The sequence below is a fragment of the Pantoea sp. 18059 genome, assembly GCF_902706165.1.
GTDB classification, from domain to species: Bacteria; Pseudomonadota; Gammaproteobacteria; order Enterobacterales; family Enterobacteriaceae; genus Pantoea; species Pantoea agglomerans.
Map to the genome: position 1 here is coordinate 288,221 of NZ_CACSJS010000003.1, position 20,755 is coordinate 308,975.

Below are 20,755 nucleotides of genomic sequence, written 5' to 3' on the forward strand. Positions count from 1 at the left end.
TGGTAGTAGTTACCTTTTGGTTACCATACTATCTGGGAAGTCACTATGCCGGTCTGGGTTGAAGGAAAACTTTGCTTTTATGCGGATTCACCGCCACGCCGCCTGCTGGAACTTTTTTCGGTGAAGTGGAGCACGATGGTGCTGCATGCGCTCTATCACTGGCCGGAAAATCGGGCACGCACGGGTGAACTGGAGCGCAGCCTGCAGGGTATTTCGAAGAAGATGCTGATTCAGACGCTGCGTGAGCTGGAGCAGCGCGGACTGGTGTCGCGTCAGGTGTGGCAGGTGGTGCCACCAAAAGTGGAATACAGCCTCACGCCGCTGGGGCATACCTTCGCACAGCCAATAGAGCAGATGTATCAGTGGGGACTGGAGAATCAGGCTGCGCTGGATGAAATGGAACATCACGCGCGCAGCCATCAGGAGAGTGGCGGATAGAAGGCCGCCAGTTCTCACGCAGTGCAGGCTTAATCGAACGGGAATTCGCGCGCCAGCACGCGGGAAATGACATTCAGCGCGCCTTCATCATTGTTGCTCTGAGTCTGATAGCGCGCCACGGCAGCGACCGAATCAGCGGCATTGGCCATTGAGAAACTGAAGCAGGCCTGACGCAGCATCTCAATATCATTGGCGCTGTCACCAATCGCCAGCACTTCGCAATCGCTGATGCCCCACTTTTCCTGCAGCAGCGCAATGCCGTGTGCCTTATGGCAGCCGGGAATAATGAGATCAATAAAGCCAAAACCGCTGGATACCGGATGCATGATGTTTTCCAGCTCGCCCAGACGGGAATGCAGTCTTTGCAGCAGTGCATCAACCCCTTCGTGCTCCAGCTTCAGCGAGAATTTGAAAATGGTGTCGTCGATGGCATAGAGGTCATCGCGTTTTTCCAGCCGGTGATAGTGGTTTGCAAGCATTGCCATCACCTCATCAGAGGTGGATGAATGCATATAGGCGCCGTTGCGTCCACAGACCACGACCGCAATGTCAGGTTCATGCGCCAGGATATCGAGGATCTTATGCACTTTCTCCTGAGCTAACTCTCCGCAGAAGATCTCTTCATTACAGTCAGAAACCCATGCGCCATTTTCCCCCACGAAAGCGATCTCATCTTTGATGTCGGGAAAATAGCGCTGCAGCTGGTAATACTGATTACCACTGGCCACCACAAAACGGATGCCCTTCTGCTTCAGCAGCGCATACTGACGTGAAAACCGCTGAACGTTGTACTGCTTATTGTCGTCCAGAAAGGTGCCGTCCATATCCACCGCAATCATCTTAACCGCCATCTCGCCTGCCCCTATACGTTCGCCGTTCTGTCCTTTCGGCTGATTGATTTGATTCATAAAGCTTACTCGCTGTGTGGATTAATGAGAATGCAAATAGTGACTTTGCTAACGGCTTTCAGAGCGTTCCGGTTCCGGAGTTGTGTTATCACGCACGTTTTTTTTCGTTAAAAGGATGTTAACCTCAGTCGAATATTACGAATGAAGGTTATTTTAATTACATTCGTAACTCAACCCCCAGATATTCAGGAGCACGAGATGCGTGAAGATTCCCGATCAACCCCTTTACCTGACGACGTCAAAACCGCTATTCGCGAGATGAAACAGCAGTTACGCCAACAGATTGGTGATGTCGATGCCCTTTTCCGTCAGGTTTGCGACAACATCACTGCTGCGATTGCTGAAGCAAAAGCAGATGAAAAGCGCACGGGCAGTGCCTGGCCGGTAGTGCCCATGCAGGACATTGCAGCGGGAAAGGTTTCGGATGAAACCCGGGCGATGATTAAACGTCGCGGCTGTGTGGTAATTAAGCAGCACTTCGCGCGTGAGCAGGCGCTGGCATGGGATAAGTCGATGCTCGACTATCTGGATCACAACCGGTTTGACGAACACTATCGCGGCCCCGGCGATGACTTTTTTGGATCGCTGGCCGCCTCCCGCCCCGAAATCTATCCGATTTACTGGTCACAGGCGCAAATGCAGGCGCGGCAGAGCGCGGCAATGGCTGACGCGCAATCTTTTCTGAACCGGTTATGGAAGTCTGAATCACAGGGAAAGCAGTGGTTTGACCCGGATGTCAGCGTTATCTATCCCGATCGCATCCGTCGCCGCTTGCCGGGCACCACCTCGAAGGGATTAGGCGCCCATACCGATTCCGGCGCGCTGGAACGCTGGTTACTCCCCGCGTATCAGCAGGTTTTCAGTAAGCTGTTTCACGGTGATTTTGCCGCTTACGACCCCTGGGATGCAGCTCACCGCACCGAAGTGGATGAGTATGATCTGCCGGGTACCACCAAATGTTCCGTGTTCCGGACCTTTCAGGGCTGGACCGCACTCTCCGATATGATCCCCGGTCAGGGCCTGCTGCACGTGGTGCCGGTGCCGCAGGCGATGGCCTATGTTCTGCTGCGCCCGCTGCTTTCAGACGTACCTGAAGATGAACTGTGCGGCGTCGCGCCGGGCCGGGTGTTGCCCGTTAATGAACAGTGGCATCCGCACCTGATTGCAGGACTCTGTTCGATACCGGCCTTAGAGGCGGGCGATTCGGTATGGTGGCACTGTGATGTGATCCACGCCGTTGCACCGGTTGAAGATCAGCAGGGCTGGGGCAATGTGATGTATATCCCCGCTGCGCCAATGTGTGACAAAAACCGCGCCTATGCCCGGCGGGTTGCACAGGCACTGGAGCAGGGACGTTCGCCGGGAGATTTTCCGCCGGAAGATTATGAAACAGAGTGGGGCCAGCGTTTTACGCTGCAGGATCTCAATCTTAACGGACGCCGGTCGCTGGATTTGTCCTGATCCCAATCCCGCGTTGTACACCAGCGCGGGATATCCCTGTTACACTGGAGCTTCTTTTTTCTGCGAAACGCAATTATGAACCCGCGACATCATCAGATTATTCAACTGGTTAATAGCCGGGGCAGCGTAACGGTCAGCGAACTGGCGCAGCTTACCGGGGTTTCTGAAGTGACGGTGCGGCAGGATCTCACGCTGCTGGAACGCGACCGGTTGCTGCGGCGGGTTCACGGTTCCGCGCTGGCGCTGGACAGCGATAACGTCGGCACCCGCATGAATACCCGCTATCCCATCAAGCAGGCGCTGGCACGACATGCGGCCAGCCTGGTTCAGGCGGGTGAATCGGTCTTCATCGAAGGCGGCAGCACCAATGCGCTGCTGGCGCGTGCGCTGGCTGACCGCGCCGATCTTACGCTGATTACCGTCAGTCACTATATTGCCCAGCTTCTTCGGGAAGCCACCTGTGAGGTGATTGTGCTCGGTGGCCTGCTGCAGAAAAGCAGTGAGTCAGTAGTCGGCCCGCTGACGCGGTATTCCATCCAGCAGGTTCATTTTCACCGGGCATTTGTTGGCGTGGATGGCTGGCATCCGGAGACCGGTTTTACCGGCCGCAACATGCTGCGCTGTGATGTGGTGGATGCCGTGCTGGCGAAAGGCGCTGAGAGCTATGCCCTGACCGACGCCTCCAAGTTTGGTCAGATTCACCCCTATCCGCTTTCATCCGGTTTTCAGGTCGGGCACGTGATTACCGATGAGACGCTGGATGCGGCGACGGTAGCGCAGCTCAGGGAACAGGCGATAGAGGTGATACAGATCGCCGCAGGTTAAGCAGAACGGTCGGGGCCTTTAGTAACGGAGTCCCGCAGCATCAGGCTGGCCGTGAAAGGTGCCTGTGTATGCCAGTCTCCGCCATCCAGCATGGTCAGCAGGCGGTTAATCGTCTCATCGATCATCTCGGTGACCGGCAGTTTCATGCTGGATAACGACGGCGTGATGAAGGGCGCCAGCGGAATATCATCGAAGCCAATCACCGAAACCTGCCCGGGTACCGCGATGTTGCATTCAGTCAGACGCTTGATTGCGCCAATCGCCATCTCATCATTACTCGCCACCAGCGCGCTGAATGTCACCCTGCGTTCCAGCAGCATGTCCACGGCCGCCATACCGCTCTGCGCCGTCCATTTACCGGTCACGATTCGCCGGGAATCGGCTTCAATGCCCTGCGCGGCCAGCGCAGCGTGATAGCCGGAAAGCCGCTCCACGCCGGTCGGCGAATCGAGCGAACCGGTGATAAATGCGATCTCGCGATGCCCCTGATTCAGCAGATGGCTCACCGCCGCAGCGCTGCTGGCATGCTGATCGCTGTAAATGCAGTAGCTATGGTTGACGCGCAGCCGCCGGTTGATCACCAGTATCGGCTGTTTGTGCCGGGAGATAATCGCATCCAGCGCGTCAATGCTCAGGAAGCGCGGATAGATAATGATGCCGTCACAGCGCAGATCGAGCAGAAACTGAATCGCCGCCTCTTCCTGCTCAGCGGTGTGTTTGCCGTCCGCCAGAATCAGCTGGCGGCCCTGCTGCTCCAGTATGCGCGCGGAGTGTGCCATTAGTTCAGTGAAGTAGCTGCCGCTGTAGAGCGTATTGGTGATCACCAGTCCAATGGTCTGAGACGTTTTTGTCGCCAGGTTGCGCGCCAGCAGATTGGGCCGGTATCCGGTTTCGGCAATCGCCTTCAGTACTTTTTCGCGCTTTTCCTGCCCGACATAGCCATTGCCCGAGAGCACACGTGACACTGTCGCTTTAGAGACGCCCGCCCTGTTTGCCACTTCCTGAATCGTTGCCATGGTGATGCTCCTTTGCTGCGTCGTCCTGCAGTCTACCTAAGCCTCTCATTCTTGGAAATATTTACCCCGCCTTAGTATGAGGTTACCTGGCAGCATCAGGTGATGGAGTTCACAAAAAAGAGATCTGGATGATTTTGGTGCTTGTCGGCGCCATGAAAGCACTTCATGATTTTGTGAAACCGGTTTCCTATTTGCCTGCCCGCAGGCGCAAAAACATAAAAACTTTGACCGATTTACCCTACAGAGAAGAGCGATCATGCCCAGAAATTATGCCGAGGTGTCACGCGCCATCGTTGATGCGCTAGGCGGCCTCACCAATATCGAAGCCGTAACCCACTGCATGACCCGCCTGCGGTTTGTGTTGAAAGATGAAGCTCAGGTCGACTATCCCCGGCTCAAGGCGATCAATGGCGTTATGGGCGTGGTGCACAACGACACTCAGTGCCAGGTGATCATTGGTAACAACGTTTCACAGGCTTATCAGGCGGTGCTGGAGCTGGGATCGCCCGCAGCGACATCGACTGCACCCGTAAAACGTAAAATCACGCTGCGAGGCATCGGCGCCGGTATTCTAGATGCGCTGGTGGGCACCATGTCGCCGCTGATTCCGGCCATTATTGGCGGGTCAATGGTTAAGCTGCTGGCGATGATCCTGGATATGGCGGGCGTGTTTGAGAAAGGCTCATCAACGCTGGTCATCCTCAACGTGATTGGCGATGGCGCATTCTTCTTCCTGCCGATCATGGTGGCCGCCTCTGCGGCGCTGAAATTCAAAACGAACATGTCGCTGGCGATCGCCATTGCCGGTGTACTGGTTCATCCCAACTTTGTTGAACTGATGGCGAAAGCGGCACAGGGTCAGGCGGTGGAATTTGCTTACATCCCGGTGACCGCGGTGAAATATACCTATACGGTGATCCCGGCGCTGGTGATGACCTGGATCCTGTCGCACATTGAGCGCGGCGTAGATCGTATTACCCCTGCCGTCACTAAAAACTTCCTGAAACCGATGCTGATTGTGCTGATTGCGGCACCCATCGCGATTGTGCTGATCGGTCCGATTGGCATCTGGATCGGCAGCGGCATCTCCGCGCTGGTCTACACCGTGCATGGCTATCTTGGCTGGCTTTCCGTCGCGATTATGGGCGCAATCTGGCCGCTGCTGGTGATGACCGGGATGCATCGGGTGTTCACCCCCACCATCATCCAGACCATTGCCGAAACCGGCAAAGAGGGCATGGTGATGCCGTCAGAGATTGGTGCCAACCTCTCGCTGGGGGGATCGTCGCTGGCGGTGGCGTTCCGGACCAAAAACCGTGAACTGCGCCAGACCGCGCTGGCAGCGGCGGCATCAGCGATTATTGCCGGCATTTCAGAACCGGCGCTGTATGGCGTTGCGGTCCGTTTAAAACGACCGCTGATCGCCTGTCTGATCAGTGGTTTTATCTGTGGCGCGGTCGCGGGCATTGGCGGGCTGGCCAGCCACTCCATGGCCTCTCCCGGCCTGTTTACCAGCGTACAGTTCTTCGATCCCACCAATCCCATGAGTATTGTCTGGGTCGGTGCGGTCATGGTGCTGTCTGTGGTGCTGTCATTTGTGCTGACGCTGCTGTTAGGTTTTGAAGATATTCCTGAAACCGAGCCCGAAACCAACACCGCACCCGAAAGCGCAACGCAACCTGCGCCCGTTACCGAACGCGCTAACGCGATTAATAGCCACTAAAGGAAAGGGTCACGCTGACCCGGAAAAGAGGATTGCATGTCTGATTCAAGGTTTCCGCAAGGATTTTTATGGGGCGGCGCACTGGCCGCCAACCAGAGTGAAGGCGGCTTTCGTGAAGGCGGAAAGGGCTTAACCACCGTTGACATGATTCCACATGGCCCACACCGTATGCCGGTCAAACTCGGTCTGGAAAAGCGTTTTAGCCTGCGTGACGATGAATACTATCCCAGCCATGAAGCCATCGATTTCTATCACCGCTATCCGGAAGACATTGCGCTGATGGCGGAGATGGGGTTCAGCGTGTTCCGCACGTCGATTGCCTGGAGCCGTCTCTATCCCAATGGCGATGAACTGACGCCCAATCCGCAAGGCATCGCCTTTTACCGCGCGGTCTTTGAGGAGTGCCGGAAATATAATATCGAACCGCTGGTCACGCTCTGTCACTTTGATGTGCCGATGCATCTGGTGACTGAATATGGCTCGTGGCGCAATCGCAAAATGGTCGACTTTTTTGCCCGCTATGCCCGCAGCTGCTTTGAGGCGTTTGATGGCCTGGTGAAATACTGGCTGACCTTCAATGAGATTAATATCCTGCTGCACAGCCCGTTTTCCGGCGCCGGTCTGGTGTTCGAACCCGGTGAGAACAAGGATCAGGTAAAGTATCAGGCGGCCCATCATGAACTGGTCGCCAGCGCGCTGGTAACGCGCATCGCGCATGAAGTAAATCCGATGAACCAGGTCGGCTGCATGCTGGCAGGCGGCAACTTCTATCCCTGGTCGAGCAAGCCGGAAGATGTCTGGGCTGCGCTGGAAAAGGATCGCGAAAACCTGTTCTTTATTGACGTGCAGGCGCGTGGGGCCTATCCGGCCTACGCCGCCCGCGTATTCCGTGAAAAAGGTGTGACGCTTGAGATCGCTGACGGCGATGACGACATTCTGAAAAACAGCGTCGATTTTGTCTCGTTCAGCTACTACGCCTCACGTTGCGCCTCGGCCGAGATGAACGAGCAGAACAGCAGCGCCGCCAATGTGGTGAAATCCCTGACCAATCCGCATGTACCGCGCAGTGAGTGGGGCTGGGGTATCGATCCGCTCGGCTTACGCATCACGATGAATATGATGTATGACCGCTATCAGAAGCCGCTGTTTCTGGTGGAGAATGGCCTGGGCGCGCGCGATGAGATCGAATCAAATGGCGAGATCAACGATGATTACCGCATCAGCTATCTGCGCGAACATATCCACGCCATGGGCGACGCGATCGAGGATGGCGTGCCAGTGATGGGTTACACCAGCTGGGGCTGTATCGATCTGGTTGCCGCCTCAACGGGTGAAATGAGCAAGCGCTACGGATTTGTCTATGTTGACCGCGACGACCTGGGTAACGGCACGCTGGCGCGCACGCGGAAGAAATCCTTCTGGTGGTACAAAAAAGTCATTGCCAGTAATGGTGCGGATCTTGAGTGACAACGTCACTTAAAATCTATCGTCATGCTGTTACTGGCGCGACAGCAACGCCGGAATAGAACGCTTATTTCTGCCGTTGTACTCCGGCAGTAATTATCGTATAACCAATGTCTCCGAGGGGTGTCCTGTAATGGGCTGAGATGGCGTAAGCCGAACCCTTTGAACCTGATCTGGGTCATGCCAGCGAAGGGACGGGTCGGCAGATTTTCTGCGTCATCTCCTGCAACATTCCCTGTTCCAGACCGTATGCCCGGATCTCCCTGTTACTGGAGATCCTATGTCACATCCGCTTTTCGACACCGGCTTTTATGGTCGTCTGCGCCAGCAGGCGGGCAGTCAATGGCACGCCTATATCGGGCACGATTTTGTGCGGCAACTCGGTCAGGGCACCCTGCCACCCGCCGCCTTCCGCCACTATCTCACCCAGGATTATCTGTTTCTGTTGCACTTCGCCCGTGCCTGGGGCCTGCTGATCAGCAAACTTTCCGAGCCAGCAGCCTTACGCAGCGCAACGGCATCGCTTAACGCCATCGTCAGCGAACTGCCACTTCACCAGGCTTACTGCCAGCAATGGGGCATCAGCGAGGCGGCTATGGCGAGTGAACCCGAAGCCGTGGAAACGCTCAACTACACCCGCTACGTGCTGGACGTGGGTCACACCGGGGATGCGCTGGAGCTGCTGACCGCGCTGATGCCGTGCGTTGCCGGTTACGCTGAAATTGGCCTGACACTACTTCATGATCCCGCAACCCGCTTTGAGGGGAATCCTTACGCGGCATGGATAGAAAATTACGGCGACGATGCCTATCTGGCTGGCGTTCGCTCCTCACTTTCACTGTTTGAAACCCTGGCCCGGCAGCGCGCCGGTGAACAGCGGTTTAACCCGCTGGCGGCGATCTTCACCACCGCGACCCGGCTGGAAGCCGCTTTCTGGCAGATGGGTCTCAACCATGCTGCCGCCCAGCGGATCAGCTCATGAACCTGCCGTGCAGTCCGGTGCCGCCAGGCATTTCAATTCGCCAGCTCAGCCTGAATTATGGCCAGCAGCCACTCTTCAGCCAGCTTGATCTGGAGATCGCGGGCGGTGCTTTTACCGCTTTACTGGGTGCCAGCGGCGTCGGAAAAAGCAGCCTGATGCGGCTTATTGCCGGTCTGACGCCACCCACCGCCGGGCAGGTCAGCGGCAGCGACGGCCTGCCACTGACCGGACGCATCGCCTGGATGGGGCAACAGGATCTGCTCTATCCGTGGCTGACGGTTGAACAAAATGTCTGCCTCGCCAGTCGCCTGAAAGGTGAAAGGGCCGATCGCGACTGGGCGCAGCATCTGCTGATGCGGGTAGGTCTTAGCCATTCTGCGAACGCGCGACCCGCGACACTTTCCGGCGGGATGCGTCAGCGCGCCGCGCTGGCCCGCACCCTCTACACCCGTCAGCCCGTTGTGCTGATGGATGAGCCCTTCTCCGCACTGGATGCCCTCACCCGCGCTCAGATTCAGACGCTGGCTGCAGAAGTGCTGGTCGGACACACCGTGCTGCTGATTACCCATGACGCCGCCGAAGCCTGTCGGCTCAGTCACCACATGCTGGTGATCGGTTCTGCGGGAATTGAAACCTGCCCGCCCCTGGCGGGCCAGCCACCGCGGGCTGCAGACGACATACAGGTATTGCAGATTCAGGCCGCATTGCTGAAGCAGCTGAGCAGGATAGCGGGATGAGATTACACAAAGGTTTTGCCGGTCTTCACCGTGGAGTGATGCTGTTTGCCGGACTGATTGCGCTGTGGTGGCTCGCCACACTGACTTCGGTTCCGGCCTTTCTGCTGCCCTCACCCGCTGCGGTCGCCATCGAACTGTGGCAAAACGCAGGTTATCTCGGCCATCACACTTTGATTACCCTGACCGAGATCGTCAGCGGCATGGCTCTCGGCGTGCTGCTGGGGAGTGTGCTGGCGCTGGGCATGACCTTTTCGCCATGGCTGCAGCGCTGGATGATGCCGCTGGTGATCACCAGCCAGGCGATTCCGGTTTTTGCCCTGGCGCCGCTGCTGGTGCTCTGGTTTGGTTTCGGCATGGGCGCCAAAGTCGCGATGGCCGTCCTGGTAATCTTCTTCCCGGTGACCTCCGCCTTTTTTGATGGCCTGCGTCGCGTCACGCCCGGCTATCTCGATCTGGCTCGTACGCTGGGCGCATCACCTGCAGCGCAACTGCGCCATGTCCGGCTGTTAGCCGCGCTGCCAGCCCTGGGCTCAGGATTGCGGATGGCGGCAGCCGTCGCGCCAATAGGCGCAATCATCGGTGAATGGGTCGGCTCGGCCGAAGGGCTGGGCTACGTGATGCTGAATGCCAACGCCCGGATGCAGAGCGACCTCTGTTTCGCCGCCTTGTTTATTCTGGTGCTGATGACGCTGGCCCTGTGGCTGACCCTCGACATCCTGCTACGCCGCCTGATTACCTGGGCACCCGAGACACATTAATGACCATACCAATGAGAAAAACCATGACAAAAATGCCTTTGTTTACCCTGCTGTTCAGCGCCACTTTAGCCACACAGGCTCAGGCGATGGAGAAACTGACACTGGTGCTCGACTGGTATATCAATCCCGATCACGCACCCATTATGGTGGCCCAGCAGACCGGCGCGTTTGCGGCAGAAGGGCTGGAGGTTAACATTGTGCCGCCTTCCGATCCGGCGCTGCCGCCGCGTCTGGTGGCAGCCAGGCAGGCGGACTTAGCGATTACCTATCAGCCGCAGCTGCATTTCTTCGCCGATCAGGGATTGCCCTTGATGCGGGTGGGTACGTTGATTAACAGTCCGCTGAATACGCTGATGACGTTAGACGAAACGGTAAAAAAACCAGCCGATTTAAAAGGGAAACGTATCGGCTATTCGGTCAGCGGCATTGAACAGGCGACGCTGGCGACCATGCTGAACCATGATGGCGTTAAGGCCGATCAGGTTAAGCTGGTTAACGTCAATTTCCAGCTCACCAGTGCCCTGATGACCGGGCAGGTGGATGCCGTTATCGGCGGCTATCGCAATATCGAAGCGCTTGAGATGAAACAGCACGGTAAAAACCCGGTAGTCTTCAACGTCGAGGATTATGGTGTTCCGGCCTATGACGAACTGATCATCGTCGCCAACCGTGATGAGGCACACTCGGAGAAAATCAAAAAGTTTTTGCGGGCACTGAAGAAGGGTAATGCGCAGTTGCAGGCGCACCCGGAGGAGAGCTGGCAGGCTTTTGCCCGCGCGCATCCGGAGCTGAACACGCCGCTGAATCATCAGGCATGGCGTGCTACCCTGCCGCTGTTCGCTGCCGATCCGGCAAAACTGGATCGCGCACGCTATCAGGCTTACGAGCAATTTCTGTTTGATAACAAGCTGATTAAAAGCATCACGCCGGTTGAGCGCTACGCTACCGGCAGTGAGTAATATGAGAGCCCGCAACGATCGCTGCGGGCCATTTTCCTGGCATCACTTCTGATAAAGCCAGTGTTCAATATCGCTGGCTGGCAGCGGTTTTGAAAAGAAGTAGCCCTGGATTTGATCGCAACCGTAAGTTTTCAGCAACGTCAGGGTGGCTTCCGTCTCAACGCCCTCGGCCAGCACGGTGTAGTTCAGCTCTTTCAGCATCTGAATAATGCATCTGACGATGATTTTTGATGCATCATCTTCACTCATACGCGAGATCAGGGATCGGTCGATCTTGATCACATCCAGCGGGATATCCTGCAGATAGCTGATGTTGCTGTAGCCGGTGCCGAAATCATCCAGCGAGATCACAAAGCCGTGTGATTTCAGCGCTTCCAGCCCGCTGATCGCCACATTGGTTTTGGTGATCAGTTCATTCTCCAGACACTCAATGCCCAGAATAGAATTGGGTAACTGAGCCGCCGCTAATTTTGCCACCAGCCGATCGGCAAAATCGGGCTTTGCGAAGTCGCGTTCGCTGACGTTGATCGAAACCGGAATCAGATCGTATTCGCGATCCCAGCGCGCAAGCTGCTCAATGGTGTGATCGATAACCCAGTTGGTCAGATCGGAAATCAGGTTAGTTTTACCCGCTAACGGAATGAATTCTGAAGGGAAAAGCTCGCCCCGCTCAGGATGATTCCAGCGGATAAGCGCCTCCAGCCCGACCGTTTTACCGCTTTTGAGACACACTTTAGGCTGCCAGGCCAGGTAAAGCTCTTCGTCTTTATTCAGCGCCTGAGCCAGATCGTTCATGATCATAAAGTCATCGGTGCGCCGCGAGTCGTAACTCTCTTCAAAACACATTGCACTGATGTTCTCATCAACCGCCTCATGCAGCGCGCTCACGGCCTGTCGCACCGTTTCATTGGCATCCATCTGGCCCGGTACAAACTCTGTTTCACCGGTAAAGACATCCAGGTCGAGCGTGATATTTTCCGCCAGATCGGCCTTCATGCCCTTAAACAGGTCGATCATGTTATGTGCGGTATAACGACCCGAATAGGGCTGAACAATGGCAAAACGGCCTGGGGCGAAAGTATAGAGCGTCTCATTTTCGGGAAGATTGAGCCGGTGAGCGACATCCTGCGCCATCTGCTTTAGCAGTTTCTCCATCGGCGCAATGCCCACCGCACGGGAAAGCTCATAGGCGCGAATGATGTCGAGGCAGTCGATAAGAATCAGGCGGAAGCGGCTCTGTGGTGCGACAAGGGTCAGTTGCTGAATATCACGAATCAGGCGTGGACGATTCGGCAGGTGCGTAATGACGTCGGCAAAACCCGCGTTGTTCCAGGCATCCAGAAATGAGGTGACCAGCGTAGCCAGTGAGCGCAGCGTAGCGAGTTTCTCATCCGTAAAGGGATGTGGCTGGGTATCGGTGACGCAGAGCGTGCCCAGCACCGCACCGTCGAGGTTCTGCAGCGAGACACCGGCGTAGAAACGAATATGCGGATCGCCTTTCACAAACGGGTGCGTGACAAAGCGCTCATCCAGTAAGGTGTCATACACCACCAGATGTCCCTCACCATCAATGACGTGGCGGCAAAGAGATTCATCACGGGTCGATTGCTTAAGATCGAAGTTGCGGGACGCTTTAATATATTGGTTATGATCGTCAATAATTGAAATGAAGCTGCCAGAAATACCCAGCACCTGGCTGGCGAGATTAACGAATCTTTCCAGCACCTTATCCCGGGCTTCATCCGGGGACAAAAGTGCCTTGATCGCACTCAGACGTTTTACGTCGCTGCCATTTTGCTCGTTATGCACTGAAACCTCTCCTATGCAGGCGCAAAAATCGAAAATAATTTAGCTCAGAAATGCTCAATTAGCGCCCAATTATCAGATAAATAGCGGCTCAATCTGACAGTACTTTCACAGTGAAACAGTGTCGCATGATATCTGATCGCTGTCGAAATCATTTAACGCTCTTCTTTCATGCGCGCAACCTGCGGCGACTCCGTCCTGAAGCCCAGACCGATCAGGCGTCCCAGTACAAAACGCAGAAACGGCAGGCGCTGGATAATCGCGGGAACCTTGCTGCTTCCCGTAGGTTTTCTTTTTGCTTTGCTGCGGCTCATTTTGATCTGCAAAAACTGTGTGGCGACGGTAGGGAACTGACGGCGCTTCTGCACTTTTTCCAGATCGCGCAGCTGCAGTTCTCCCCGCTTCAGGGGATCGGTCAAAAGATTCGCCGTCGCTACCGCATCCTGAATCGCCAGATTTACGCCAACCCCGCCAATCGGCGACATGGCATGCGCCGCATCACCAATGCAGAGCACACCTGGTTTCGCCCACTTGTCCAGGCGGTCGATACGTATCGTCAACAGTTTGAACGCCTCCCAGCTCTCGATTTCCGCCATGCGCGCAGGCCCGAACGGCGACAGTGCGGCAACTTCCGCTTTAAACGCGTCGAGTCCGGCGGCCTGTTTCGCTTCAAACTCCCCTTTCGGAATGGTCAGTCCGCACTGCCAGTAGTCGCCGCGATCGATAACAATAAAGTTCTGGCGTGGCCCTTTATGGCCCATGCCCAAATCGGGATCCTGCGGCTGTTTACTTAAGCGGAACCAGATGACATCGCGTGCTGCGCCGAACTCCTGTCCGGTCAGTCCCGCCGCTTCGCGTACGCGTGAATGGCGGCCATCTGCACCGACCACCAGTTTACAGCGGATGTGCAGTTGCTGATTCCCGCGGGAAGCTATCACACCACTGACCTTGCCATTTTCAACATTCAGCGACTCAAAAGAGGTCGACTGCAGCAGGCTGAAGCCCGAATACCGGGCGCTCTGTTCAGCCATATAGTTCAGGAAATCCCACTGCGGCATAAAGGCGATAAAACGGCACTGAACCGGCAGCCGTGAGAAATCGGCCATCGTAATACTCTGTCCGCCGATTTCCGCCTCCAGCTTTTCAGCACGCTGATGCGGCAGCGTCAGGAAAGATTCCAGCAGACCGAGCTGGTGCATAATTTCCAGCGTCGAGGGATGGATGGTGTCACCGCGAAAATCGTGGAGAAAATCGGCGTGCTTTTCGATCACCACCACGCGCAGGCCTGCGCGGGCGAACAGATAACCCAGCATTAATCCGGCCGGGCCACCGCCGACGATACAACAGTCAGCGGTGAGAATTTCAGTGGAATGTGGCTGCATGTCAGCTCCCTGTCACGCCAGTATTGCTATGATTATTGCGTCGACCGTGGCGACGTTGCCGCAGTCGGTCGGGGATATTGTGCTCAGGCTAATCACTCAATGCGATTAATATCAACTGAAAACTGCCGAAGACCCGATCCTGTCCTCAGCAGTCAGGAGACCATCATGAACGTGATCCGCAACACGCTGTTTATTCTGCCGCTGTTAAGCCCGCTGATTGTGGCAGCCGCACCCTACGACACGCTGAAGTTTGCGCTGCGTCAGCAGCAGATAACTGACGATCTGCGCCAGAAGTGCCAGTTATCGCCAGCCATCTCCGATGAAAAACTGCGTCAGACGTTTCTTAACGATAAGCAGAACCAGAAGCAGAATCAGGTCACGCTGGCCGCGGCGGCTCAGGCGCTGAAAAACCAGGATGATCCAGCCTACCGCGAACGCATGGCGCAAGTGGTTTGTCCACCACAGACGAATTAACCCTTTACCCCGATGAAATTGATCCTGACGTTTGTTTTCACCTTATCACTCAGTAAACTGGGGCGCTGGTCTGGTTGAACAAGAATGTCTCTCAATGAATGAAGAATCACCGCAGCCGGTTTATGTTCCCCGCTCCATCGCGGCGCGCAGCCGGATGTTTCGCGCCCTGCTCTATCGAGATAAAACGCCGCTGGCGATGCTGTTCTGTGCCGCGCTGGTCGGTACGCTGGTTGGCCTGGCGGGCGTAGCGTTTGCCCGGGCCGTTGAAACAATACAGCAGTGGCGTGCTGACACGCTTATACCAGCGCAGTTTCAGGGCTGGATGCTCTACGCCGCCGCCTTTGCCATCTCGGCTCTGCTGGCGATGGTGGGCTATTTTCTCGTCAGGCGCTTTGCTCCCGAAGCGGGTGGCTCCGGTATCCCTGAAATTGAAGGGGCGCTGGAAGAGCTGAGGCCTGTCCGCTGGTGGCGGGTGATTCCGGTGAAGTTCTTTGGCGGCATGGGCACGCTGGGTGCCGGTATGGTGCTGGGCCGGGAAGGCCCGACAGTGCAGCTGGGCGGGAACATTGGCCGCATGGTCATTGATATTCTGGGGATGCGCAGCAATGAGGCACGCCATACGTTGCTGGCAACCGGCGCGGCGGCCGGTCTGGCGGCAGCGTTTAATGCGCCGCTGGCGGGCATCCTGTTTATCATCGAGGAGATGCGTCCGCAATTCCGCTATAACCTGATTTCAATTAAAGCCGTGTTTACCGGTGTGATTATGGCCAGCATTGTGTTCCGCTGTTTCAACGGCGAACAGGCGGTGATCTCCGTCGGCAAGCTTGCTGATGCGCCGGTGCAGACGCTGTGGCTCTATCTGGTGCTCGGGATGATTATCGGTATGGTCGGCGTCCTGTTTAATCGCCTGATATTTATCACGCAGGACCTTTTTGCGCGCTTTTATGCCGGTAAAACGGCACGCGTGGTGCTGGCCGGTGCATTGCTGGGCGGCGGCTGCGGTATTCTGGCTCTGCTGTTTGCTCCTGGCGCAGGCGGCGGTTCAGAACTGATTCCACAGGCGGTCCATGGCGTCTTTCCGTTCGCCCTGCTGCTGGTCATCTTCCTGGTCAGGCTGGTGACCACCCTGCTCTGTTTTGGCTCAGGTGCGCCAGGCGGTATTTTTGCGCCGATGCTGGCGCTGGGTACGCTGCTCGGCACAGCCTTTGGGGTGGCCATGTCGGACCTCTTCCCGTTTTATCATCTGGAAGCGGGCACCTTTGCTATCGCGGGGATGGGAGCACTGTTTGCGGCGTCGGTAAGGGCACCGCTGACCGGTATCGTACTGGTGCTGGAGATGACCGATAACTATCAGCTGATATTGCCGATGATTATTACCTGTCTGGGCGCTACGCTGCTGGCGCAGTTTCTGGGGGGGAAACCACTCTACTCCTCAATACTGGCCCGCACGCTGGCGCGTCAGGCAGAAGCTACCCGCCCGTAGGGGCGGGTGACCGGCTTAATTACTTACCATCAAAATAGTCAGCAGGCATCTGTCCAGGTGCCTGATTAATCACTTCATCGTTATCTGGACCTTCATTCTTCATATAGGTCACTTTCGCAAACTCTGGAATGATCACATACGGATAGGCCGGCCCTTCATCGCGGAAGCGGTGCATATCTTCAATGAAGTCATTCTGATAACAGATAGTTTTTTCCGGATGCTGACCTTCACCGGCAATCCACTGCGGGAAGAAAATTGTGCCGTGAACCAGGGTGCGATTCAGATCAAACAGCAGGCTGACGCAGGTGCCGGTGGGTTCATGCCAGTCTACTTTGTAAATGCCAGGGGCGAACTGAATCGCATGCATTTTCTGGTTGGTCACCCAGCGGCCACCTACCAATCCCTGATGAATGCGGTAGTCGCAGGTGGTTTCGTTGCGAGCATACCACTCATATTTCCAGCCATTATCATAGGTATAGACAAAATGCGTACCGACGAACTGTGAAAGATCGCTGGAGATATTCTCTGGAGATTCTGCAGACATTTTAACCTCTGTTTGAATAGCGCACTTAACAGGCGCAGATGAATTTCAAAAGAAAGGTATAGCGCAATAACTCGGTGAATATTGACTATGACGCAGATTGATTTTTTTGCCATCTGAAAACGGAAAAGGTTTGCGATGGGTAAATTAAAAACCCATTAAAAAACCCTTCCCGGCTCCCTGAAGGCTATAGACTCCAGAAAAGAGATATTTTCATATAAATTACTAATTAAATCTTATAGATGAATAGTTTTTATGTGAGAAATCTATCAGTCATCTATCACCATGCTGAGTAAGTCTTTCTTCAGTATATTTTGGATATAGAGCTTATTTTTCAATAACTTTAAAAGTATAACATATGCATTTTCCTTTTTTTGGGTTGATTATGTTTTCATCATTACCTTGCCAGATAAGACACTGTCAGGACAATTTGAACATGGGGACGTTGATGTGGCGTTGCTGACGCCAGAGACCACGCCGCCGACATTGCATACGCAGCAACTGTTCAATGAAGAATATGTTTGTCTGCTGAGTGAAAATCATCCTCTGGCGGGCAGTGCGACGCTGTCGCTGGATGAGTTCTGTGCGCAGGATCATGCGCTGGTTTCGTGGCCCGGTGGAAATTTTCAAGGGATTACCGATCAGGCTTTGGCTGCGATTGGCCGGGCCCGTCGGGTAACGCTCTCAGTTTGCAGTTTTCTGGTGCTCCCGGAAATTTTGCGCGTCACTGATTTGGTAAGCGTGGTACCGAAACGACTGGCGGTCGACACTACGGGTCTGGTCATGTTGCCAGCCCCCCTGGTCATCCCCGGCTTCAGCAAAATCATGGCCTGGCATAACCGAACCCATCATCACAAAGGGCATGAGTGGCTGCGTGAACGACTGGCGTCCGTGGCTAAAACGGTGGTGTATTAACAGGGATAGCGGACTGCGGCTCACTGTTTTGCGATTTTGTTTAAGCAACAGACAGGATAACGGGGCGTTATATCGCATTCTGTCCGACGTCGAAAAGGCAAAATCGCGCTTTACTATGTCGATAGCGGGGTAAAAGTGATGCTGGGGAGATCAGGAAAGAGAGTGTTGAACTGAGGAAACAATAGCAGGAGAATAAATCGCGCGTGAATCACTTTAAATATTATCGATAAAAGCTGCTTTGATAATGTTAATTACTCATATTTACGTTCTGAAAAGAACTGACAGACAACGTAAAATGATAAAAGCCCTGACTGAAATAGCCAGGGCTTTTAAGGTACTACAGATTTTACGTTTACCATTAACTAACTTAATTGATAGGTACTACTTCGGTACTGCTATTTATGAACAGATCCTGCGGATAATAATGATCACGATACTGAAATGTCACTGTTATTAGCGGTTTCAACCACCTGATAGTCTTTCAGGAGACAAAGACAGGTCAGGCCCGTATAAATCTGCACACCCCCATCGCGATATATACTCTTTGATGCGTTGCCTTACTTTCATTACGACGTTTAAACCGCAATCGTATCCTGTCGTAACGTAACGTTCAGAACTACGAGGCCTTACATCATCGCGACGCGATACTACATACTTCTTAAAGACTTACTTCGACTCCGTTTAACAGGGTTATCTTAACTAACGAACAGTTTTAAAGAACAATGTTTAACAGAACCACCGACAAGTTCAACTCACAAATTTGTCGGGCCTTTTTACTTTACTCATAATGCTTTTGTTTCCGGTTTATCAGGGCAACTGCACGCCGCTGATGAGTCCTACTTTACGGATATAAAAAACGATGTCAACACTGGTTTTAAAAACATGTTTATATTTGCAGTGAATTTTTCAGGCAATCATTTAGCTCTGAAACGCCCGTAAATTTATTATCAATGTTAAGAAAAATTGAGCCCTAATCTATTCAACCTGAATAATTAAGAAGGTCACTATCTATCCTGACACTTAACGGTAGCAATAAAAAAAAGGCGCCCGCAGGCGCCCTCAAAACTCAGCATGCTGTAAAGATCTTTATTTCGCCAGGCTTGCCAGTAAAACCTTCGCGGTCTCGGCTGATGAACCTGGGTTCTGACCGGTAATCAGCAAGCCATCCTGAACCGTATAGGACTGCCAGTCATCGCCTCGTGAGTAGAGACCCCCGTTCTGTTTCAGCACATCTTCAACCAGGAACGGCACCACCTCAGTCAGGCCAACGCCCTCTTCTTCACTGTTCGTGAAGCCAGTAACTTTCTTTCCTTTGACCAGAGGCGTGCCATCAGCATTTTTCACATCACGCAGGACACCTGGAGCATGACAGACCAGCGCAACCGGTTTGCCCGCCTGCAGGGTTTGCTCAATCAGCGAAATGGAGTGTTTGTCGTTTGCCAGATCCCATAAAGGACCATGGCCGCCTGGATAGAAAACGGCATCAAACGCTTCCTGATCAACAGTATCAAGCTTGACGGTCGAGGCCAGTACTGCCTGAGCAGCAGAATCGGCATGGAAGCGGCGGGTCTCATCAGTCTGAGAATCGGGTTCATCACTTTTTGGATCGAGTGGAGGCTGTCCGCCCTTCGGTGAAGCCAGGGTAATCTCTACGCCCGCATCAAGAAATGCATAGTAAGGTGCCGCAAGCTCTTCCAGCCAGAAACCGGTCTTCTTGCCAGTGGTGCCCAACTCATCATGCGAGGTCAAAACCATTAAAATTTTCATTTCCGCTCCATATAACAGTTAGTCGGTTTCAGGTGTAAGGATAGTCAGAACCAGCGTCTGAGCCGCTATCTTCTGCGTTGACCCGTTAATCATGGCGGGGTTACGAATATTTATGAAATTTATTTCTTCAATTTCAGTTATTCACATAGCATTATAGCTTAATGAAATACGATCTGAATTTACTGCCAGTTTTGCTGGTCATGATGGAAGAGCGCAACGTTACCCGCGCAGCGGAACGGCTTGGCATAACCCAGCCCGCGCTTTCTAATGCATTAAACCGGCTGCGTGAAACGCTCAACGATCCGCTATTTATCCGCGAGCGTTACGGGATGCGACCGACGCCGAAAGCGGAACAGCTGGCCCAGGTGGTCGGTGCTGCGCTGTCATCGATCGACAAAGTTATTCTTGGCCAGCAGGACTTTGATCCACTTAATGCCACCCGGCTCTTCACGCTTGCGCCTAACAGCTATGTCGAATTCATCATGATGCCTGCCATCGTGGCTCGTCTGAGGAGCTGTGCGCCCGGCATCCGACTCCGCCTCACTCCTTTTGGCAATGACGTCACTGAAACCGGTGTGATTTCAGGTAATACCGATATGGTGCTGGGTCGTATCGTGGAGCCGCCCGACAATCTCGTCGTTCAGCACCTGATGAATGAAGGTCTGGCCTGCGTGATACGCGCCGATCATCCGCTGGTGGGCGAAAACCTCAGCGCGGAGCAATATGAGCAGCTAAAGCACGTCAACGTTCTGCCGCCTGGCCGTATGCGCGCCGGTTTATATCAGGCGCTTGAACAGCGAGGCCTGCGTCGTCAGGTTGCAGTCTCCGTCACACACTTTCTGGCCGTGCCGGAAATGATTGCGGTCACGGACTACTGCGCGACCCTGCCGCGTTTGATCTGTCAGCATCTTTCACGCGATCAGCGGCTCAGAATCGTTCCCGCGCCGGTTGACCTGGGCACCTTTCCGGTTGAAATGGGCTGGCATGCACGCTATCGCGACGATCCTGCCCATCGCTGGTTCAGGGCGTTGATAACGGAGACGGCACAGTCGCTGTCTGATCCTCAGATAAACAATTAGCACGATCACCATTGCCGCACTAATAGTTAATATTGAT

At 54.5% G+C, this 20,755-nt stretch carries 19 protein-coding genes and 1 riboswitch; of the genes, 13 read left to right on the forward strand and 6 right to left on the reverse strand.

Translation table 11 applies throughout. The features are described 5' to 3' along the window. Positions 1–45 precede the first annotated feature (45 nt). Positions 46–438 carry a helix-turn-helix domain-containing protein gene (locus GVJ63_RS10815; protein WP_010246990.1) on the forward strand — a complete coding sequence of 131 codons (393 nt, stop codon included), beginning with the start codon at positions 46–48 and terminating at the stop codon, positions 436–438. A gap of 29 nt (positions 439–467) precedes the next feature. Here the strand turns inward: GVJ63_RS10815 and GVJ63_RS10820 are convergent, their stop codons facing one another. Continuing rightward, positions 468–1,289 carry a Cof-type HAD-IIB family hydrolase gene (locus tag GVJ63_RS10820; protein WP_159226933.1) on the reverse strand — a complete coding sequence of 274 codons (822 nt, stop codon included), beginning with the start codon at positions 1,287–1,289 and terminating at the stop codon, positions 468–470. 255 nt (positions 1,290–1,544) lie between these two features. Between GVJ63_RS10820 and GVJ63_RS10825 the strand changes: the two genes are divergently transcribed. Together GVJ63_RS10825 and GVJ63_RS10830 are read left to right on the forward strand one after the other, a co-directional pair. Then, positions 1,545–2,807, forward strand: a complete 1,263-nt coding sequence (locus GVJ63_RS10825) for a DUF1479 domain-containing protein (RefSeq protein ID WP_124890637.1) — start codon at positions 1,545–1,547, stop codon at positions 2,805–2,807. Between the two features lie 75 nt (positions 2,808–2,882). Then, the gene (locus GVJ63_RS10830) at positions 2,883–3,632 is read left to right on the forward strand and encodes a DNA-binding transcriptional regulator YciT (protein WP_159226844.1); all 750 of its coding nucleotides are present in this window, start codon (positions 2,883–2,885) and stop codon (positions 3,630–3,632) included. Here GVJ63_RS10830 and GVJ63_RS10835 read toward each other — a convergent pair. Beyond that, positions 3,629–4,648: a LacI family DNA-binding transcriptional regulator gene (locus GVJ63_RS10835; RefSeq protein ID WP_010670441.1), complete on the reverse strand. Its 1,020-nt coding sequence runs from the start codon at positions 4,646–4,648 to the stop codon at positions 3,629–3,631. The genes GVJ63_RS10830 and GVJ63_RS10835 overlap by 4 nt on opposite strands. A 256-nt stretch (positions 4,649–4,904) precedes the next feature. On the opposite strand from GVJ63_RS10835, the gene ascF reads away from it, so the two are divergent. The 6 genes from ascF (at position 4,905) to GVJ63_RS10865 (ending at position 11,271) form a co-directional block, all read left to right on the forward strand. Continuing rightward, positions 4,905–6,371, forward strand: a complete 1,467-nt coding sequence (gene ascF, locus GVJ63_RS10840) for a PTS cellobiose/arbutin/salicin transporter subunit IIBC (RefSeq protein WP_033787124.1) — start codon at positions 4,905–4,907, stop codon at positions 6,369–6,371. A gap of 36 nt (positions 6,372–6,407) precedes the next feature. Beyond that, positions 6,408–7,838, forward strand: a complete 1,431-nt coding sequence (locus tag GVJ63_RS10845; RefSeq protein WP_159226845.1) for a 6-phospho-beta-glucosidase — start codon at positions 6,408–6,410, stop codon at positions 7,836–7,838. A gap of 106 nt (positions 7,839–7,944) precedes the next feature. Then, a riboswitch (TPP riboswitch) is annotated at positions 7,945–8,047 on the forward strand. A 68-nt stretch (positions 8,048–8,115) separates the two neighbouring features. Continuing rightward, complete coding sequence (locus tag GVJ63_RS10850) at positions 8,116–8,817, forward strand: TenA family protein (RefSeq protein WP_132499158.1); 702 nt, start codon at positions 8,116–8,118, stop codon at positions 8,815–8,817. Next, positions 8,814–9,554: an ABC transporter ATP-binding protein gene (locus GVJ63_RS10855; protein WP_159226846.1), complete on the forward strand. Its 741-nt coding sequence runs from the start codon at positions 8,814–8,816 to the stop codon at positions 9,552–9,554. Before GVJ63_RS10850 ends, GVJ63_RS10855 begins: the two co-directional genes overlap by 4 nt. Beyond that, a complete protein-coding gene (locus tag GVJ63_RS10860; RefSeq protein WP_060679294.1) occupies positions 9,551–10,312 on the forward strand; it encodes an ABC transporter permease in 762 nt (253 codons plus the stop codon). Before GVJ63_RS10855 ends, GVJ63_RS10860 begins: the two co-directional genes overlap by 4 nt. Before the next feature lie 23 nt (positions 10,313–10,335). Continuing rightward, positions 10,336–11,271 (forward strand): ABC transporter substrate-binding protein, encoded by a 936-nt coding sequence (locus tag GVJ63_RS10865; RefSeq protein WP_157353196.1) that lies wholly within the window; start codon positions 10,336–10,338, stop codon positions 11,269–11,271. 42 nt (positions 11,272–11,313) lie between these two features. Here the strand turns inward: GVJ63_RS10865 and GVJ63_RS10870 are convergent, their stop codons facing one another. Continuing rightward, positions 11,314–13,080, reverse strand: coding sequence for an EAL domain-containing protein (locus tag GVJ63_RS10870; RefSeq protein ID WP_159226847.1), 1,767 nt, complete (start codon positions 13,078–13,080; stop codon positions 11,314–11,316). 152 nt (positions 13,081–13,232) lie between these two features. Next, positions 13,233–14,459 (reverse strand): FAD-dependent oxidoreductase, encoded by a 1,227-nt coding sequence (locus GVJ63_RS10875; protein WP_052271337.1) that lies wholly within the window; start codon positions 14,457–14,459, stop codon positions 13,233–13,235. Between the two features lie 165 nt (positions 14,460–14,624). Between GVJ63_RS10875 and GVJ63_RS10880 the strand changes: the two genes are divergently transcribed. Further along, entirely contained in the window at positions 14,625–14,933 is a 309-nt protein-coding gene (locus GVJ63_RS10880; RefSeq protein WP_010246966.1) for a YicS family protein, read from the forward strand. A gap of 154 nt (positions 14,934–15,087) precedes the next feature. Next, positions 15,088–16,416: a H(+)/Cl(-) exchange transporter ClcA gene (gene clcA, locus GVJ63_RS10885; protein ID WP_235038351.1), complete on the forward strand. Its 1,329-nt coding sequence runs from the start codon at positions 15,088–15,090 to the stop codon at positions 16,414–16,416. A 19-nt stretch (positions 16,417–16,435) separates the two neighbouring features. On the opposite strand, the gene GVJ63_RS10890 is transcribed toward clcA, so the two are convergent. Next, complete coding sequence (locus GVJ63_RS10890; RefSeq protein WP_010246964.1) at positions 16,436–16,960, reverse strand: phenolic acid decarboxylase; 525 nt, start codon at positions 16,958–16,960, stop codon at positions 16,436–16,438. A 399-nt stretch (positions 16,961–17,359) separates the two neighbouring features. Between GVJ63_RS10890 and GVJ63_RS10895 the strand changes: the two genes are divergently transcribed. Next, on the forward strand, positions 17,360–17,872 hold the full coding sequence (locus GVJ63_RS10895) for a LysR substrate-binding domain-containing protein (RefSeq protein ID WP_235038347.1): 513 nt from the start codon (positions 17,360–17,362) through the stop codon (positions 17,870–17,872). A gap of 1,086 nt (positions 17,873–18,958) precedes the next feature. On the opposite strand, the gene GVJ63_RS10900 is transcribed toward GVJ63_RS10895, so the two are convergent. Beyond that, positions 18,959–19,639, reverse strand: a complete 681-nt coding sequence (locus tag GVJ63_RS10900) for a type 1 glutamine amidotransferase domain-containing protein (RefSeq protein ID WP_033768834.1) — start codon at positions 19,637–19,639, stop codon at positions 18,959–18,961. A 161-nt stretch (positions 19,640–19,800) separates the two neighbouring features. On the opposite strand from GVJ63_RS10900, the gene GVJ63_RS10905 reads away from it, so the two are divergent. Then, positions 19,801–20,718 carry a LysR substrate-binding domain-containing protein gene (locus GVJ63_RS10905; RefSeq protein ID WP_061902396.1) on the forward strand — a complete coding sequence of 306 codons (918 nt, stop codon included), beginning with the start codon at positions 19,801–19,803 and terminating at the stop codon, positions 20,716–20,718. The last annotated feature ends 37 nt before the right edge of the window (positions 20,719–20,755 follow it).

Excerpts from the sequence above, each read along its gene's own strand:
- GVJ63_RS10845 (WP_159226845.1), top strand. The coding sequence starts at position 6,408 with ATGTCTGATTCAAGGTTTCCGCAAGGATTTTTATGGGGCGGCGCACTG.
- GVJ63_RS10875 (WP_052271337.1), bottom strand. The coding sequence starts at position 14,459 with ATGCAGCCACATTCCACTGAAATTCTCACCGCTGACTGTTGTATCGTC.
- GVJ63_RS10815 (WP_010246990.1), top strand. The coding sequence starts at position 46 with ATGCCGGTCTGGGTTGAAGGAAAACTTTGCTTTTATGCGGATTCACCG.
- GVJ63_RS10905 (WP_061902396.1), top strand. The coding sequence starts at position 19,801 with ATGAAATACGATCTGAATTTACTGCCAGTTTTGCTGGTCATGATGGAA.
- GVJ63_RS10835 (WP_010670441.1), bottom strand. The coding sequence starts at position 4,648 with ATGGCAACGATTCAGGAAGTGGCAAACAGGGCGGGCGTCTCTAAAGCG.
- clcA (WP_235038351.1), top strand. The coding sequence starts at position 15,088 with ATGTTTCGCGCCCTGCTCTATCGAGATAAAACGCCGCTGGCGATGCTG.
- GVJ63_RS10890 (WP_010246964.1), bottom strand. The coding sequence starts at position 16,960 with ATGTCTGCAGAATCTCCAGAGAATATCTCCAGCGATCTTTCACAGTTC.
- GVJ63_RS10860 (WP_060679294.1), top strand. The coding sequence starts at position 9,551 with ATGAGATTACACAAAGGTTTTGCCGGTCTTCACCGTGGAGTGATGCTG.
- GVJ63_RS10865 (WP_157353196.1), top strand. The coding sequence starts at position 10,336 with ATGACAAAAATGCCTTTGTTTACCCTGCTGTTCAGCGCCACTTTAGCC.
- GVJ63_RS10820 (WP_159226933.1), bottom strand. The coding sequence starts at position 1,289 with ATGGCGGTTAAGATGATTGCGGTGGATATGGACGGCACCTTTCTGGAC.
- GVJ63_RS10830 (WP_159226844.1), top strand. The coding sequence starts at position 2,883 with ATGAACCCGCGACATCATCAGATTATTCAACTGGTTAATAGCCGGGGC.
- GVJ63_RS10825 (WP_124890637.1), top strand. The coding sequence starts at position 1,545 with ATGCGTGAAGATTCCCGATCAACCCCTTTACCTGACGACGTCAAAACC.
- GVJ63_RS10850 (WP_132499158.1), top strand. The coding sequence starts at position 8,116 with ATGTCACATCCGCTTTTCGACACCGGCTTTTATGGTCGTCTGCGCCAG.
- GVJ63_RS10880 (WP_010246966.1), top strand. The coding sequence starts at position 14,625 with ATGAACGTGATCCGCAACACGCTGTTTATTCTGCCGCTGTTAAGCCCG.
- GVJ63_RS10855 (WP_159226846.1), top strand. The coding sequence starts at position 8,814 with ATGAACCTGCCGTGCAGTCCGGTGCCGCCAGGCATTTCAATTCGCCAG.
- ascF (WP_033787124.1), top strand. The coding sequence starts at position 4,905 with ATGCCCAGAAATTATGCCGAGGTGTCACGCGCCATCGTTGATGCGCTA.
- GVJ63_RS10900 (WP_033768834.1), bottom strand. The coding sequence starts at position 19,639 with ATGAAAATTTTAATGGTTTTGACCTCGCATGATGAGTTGGGCACCACT.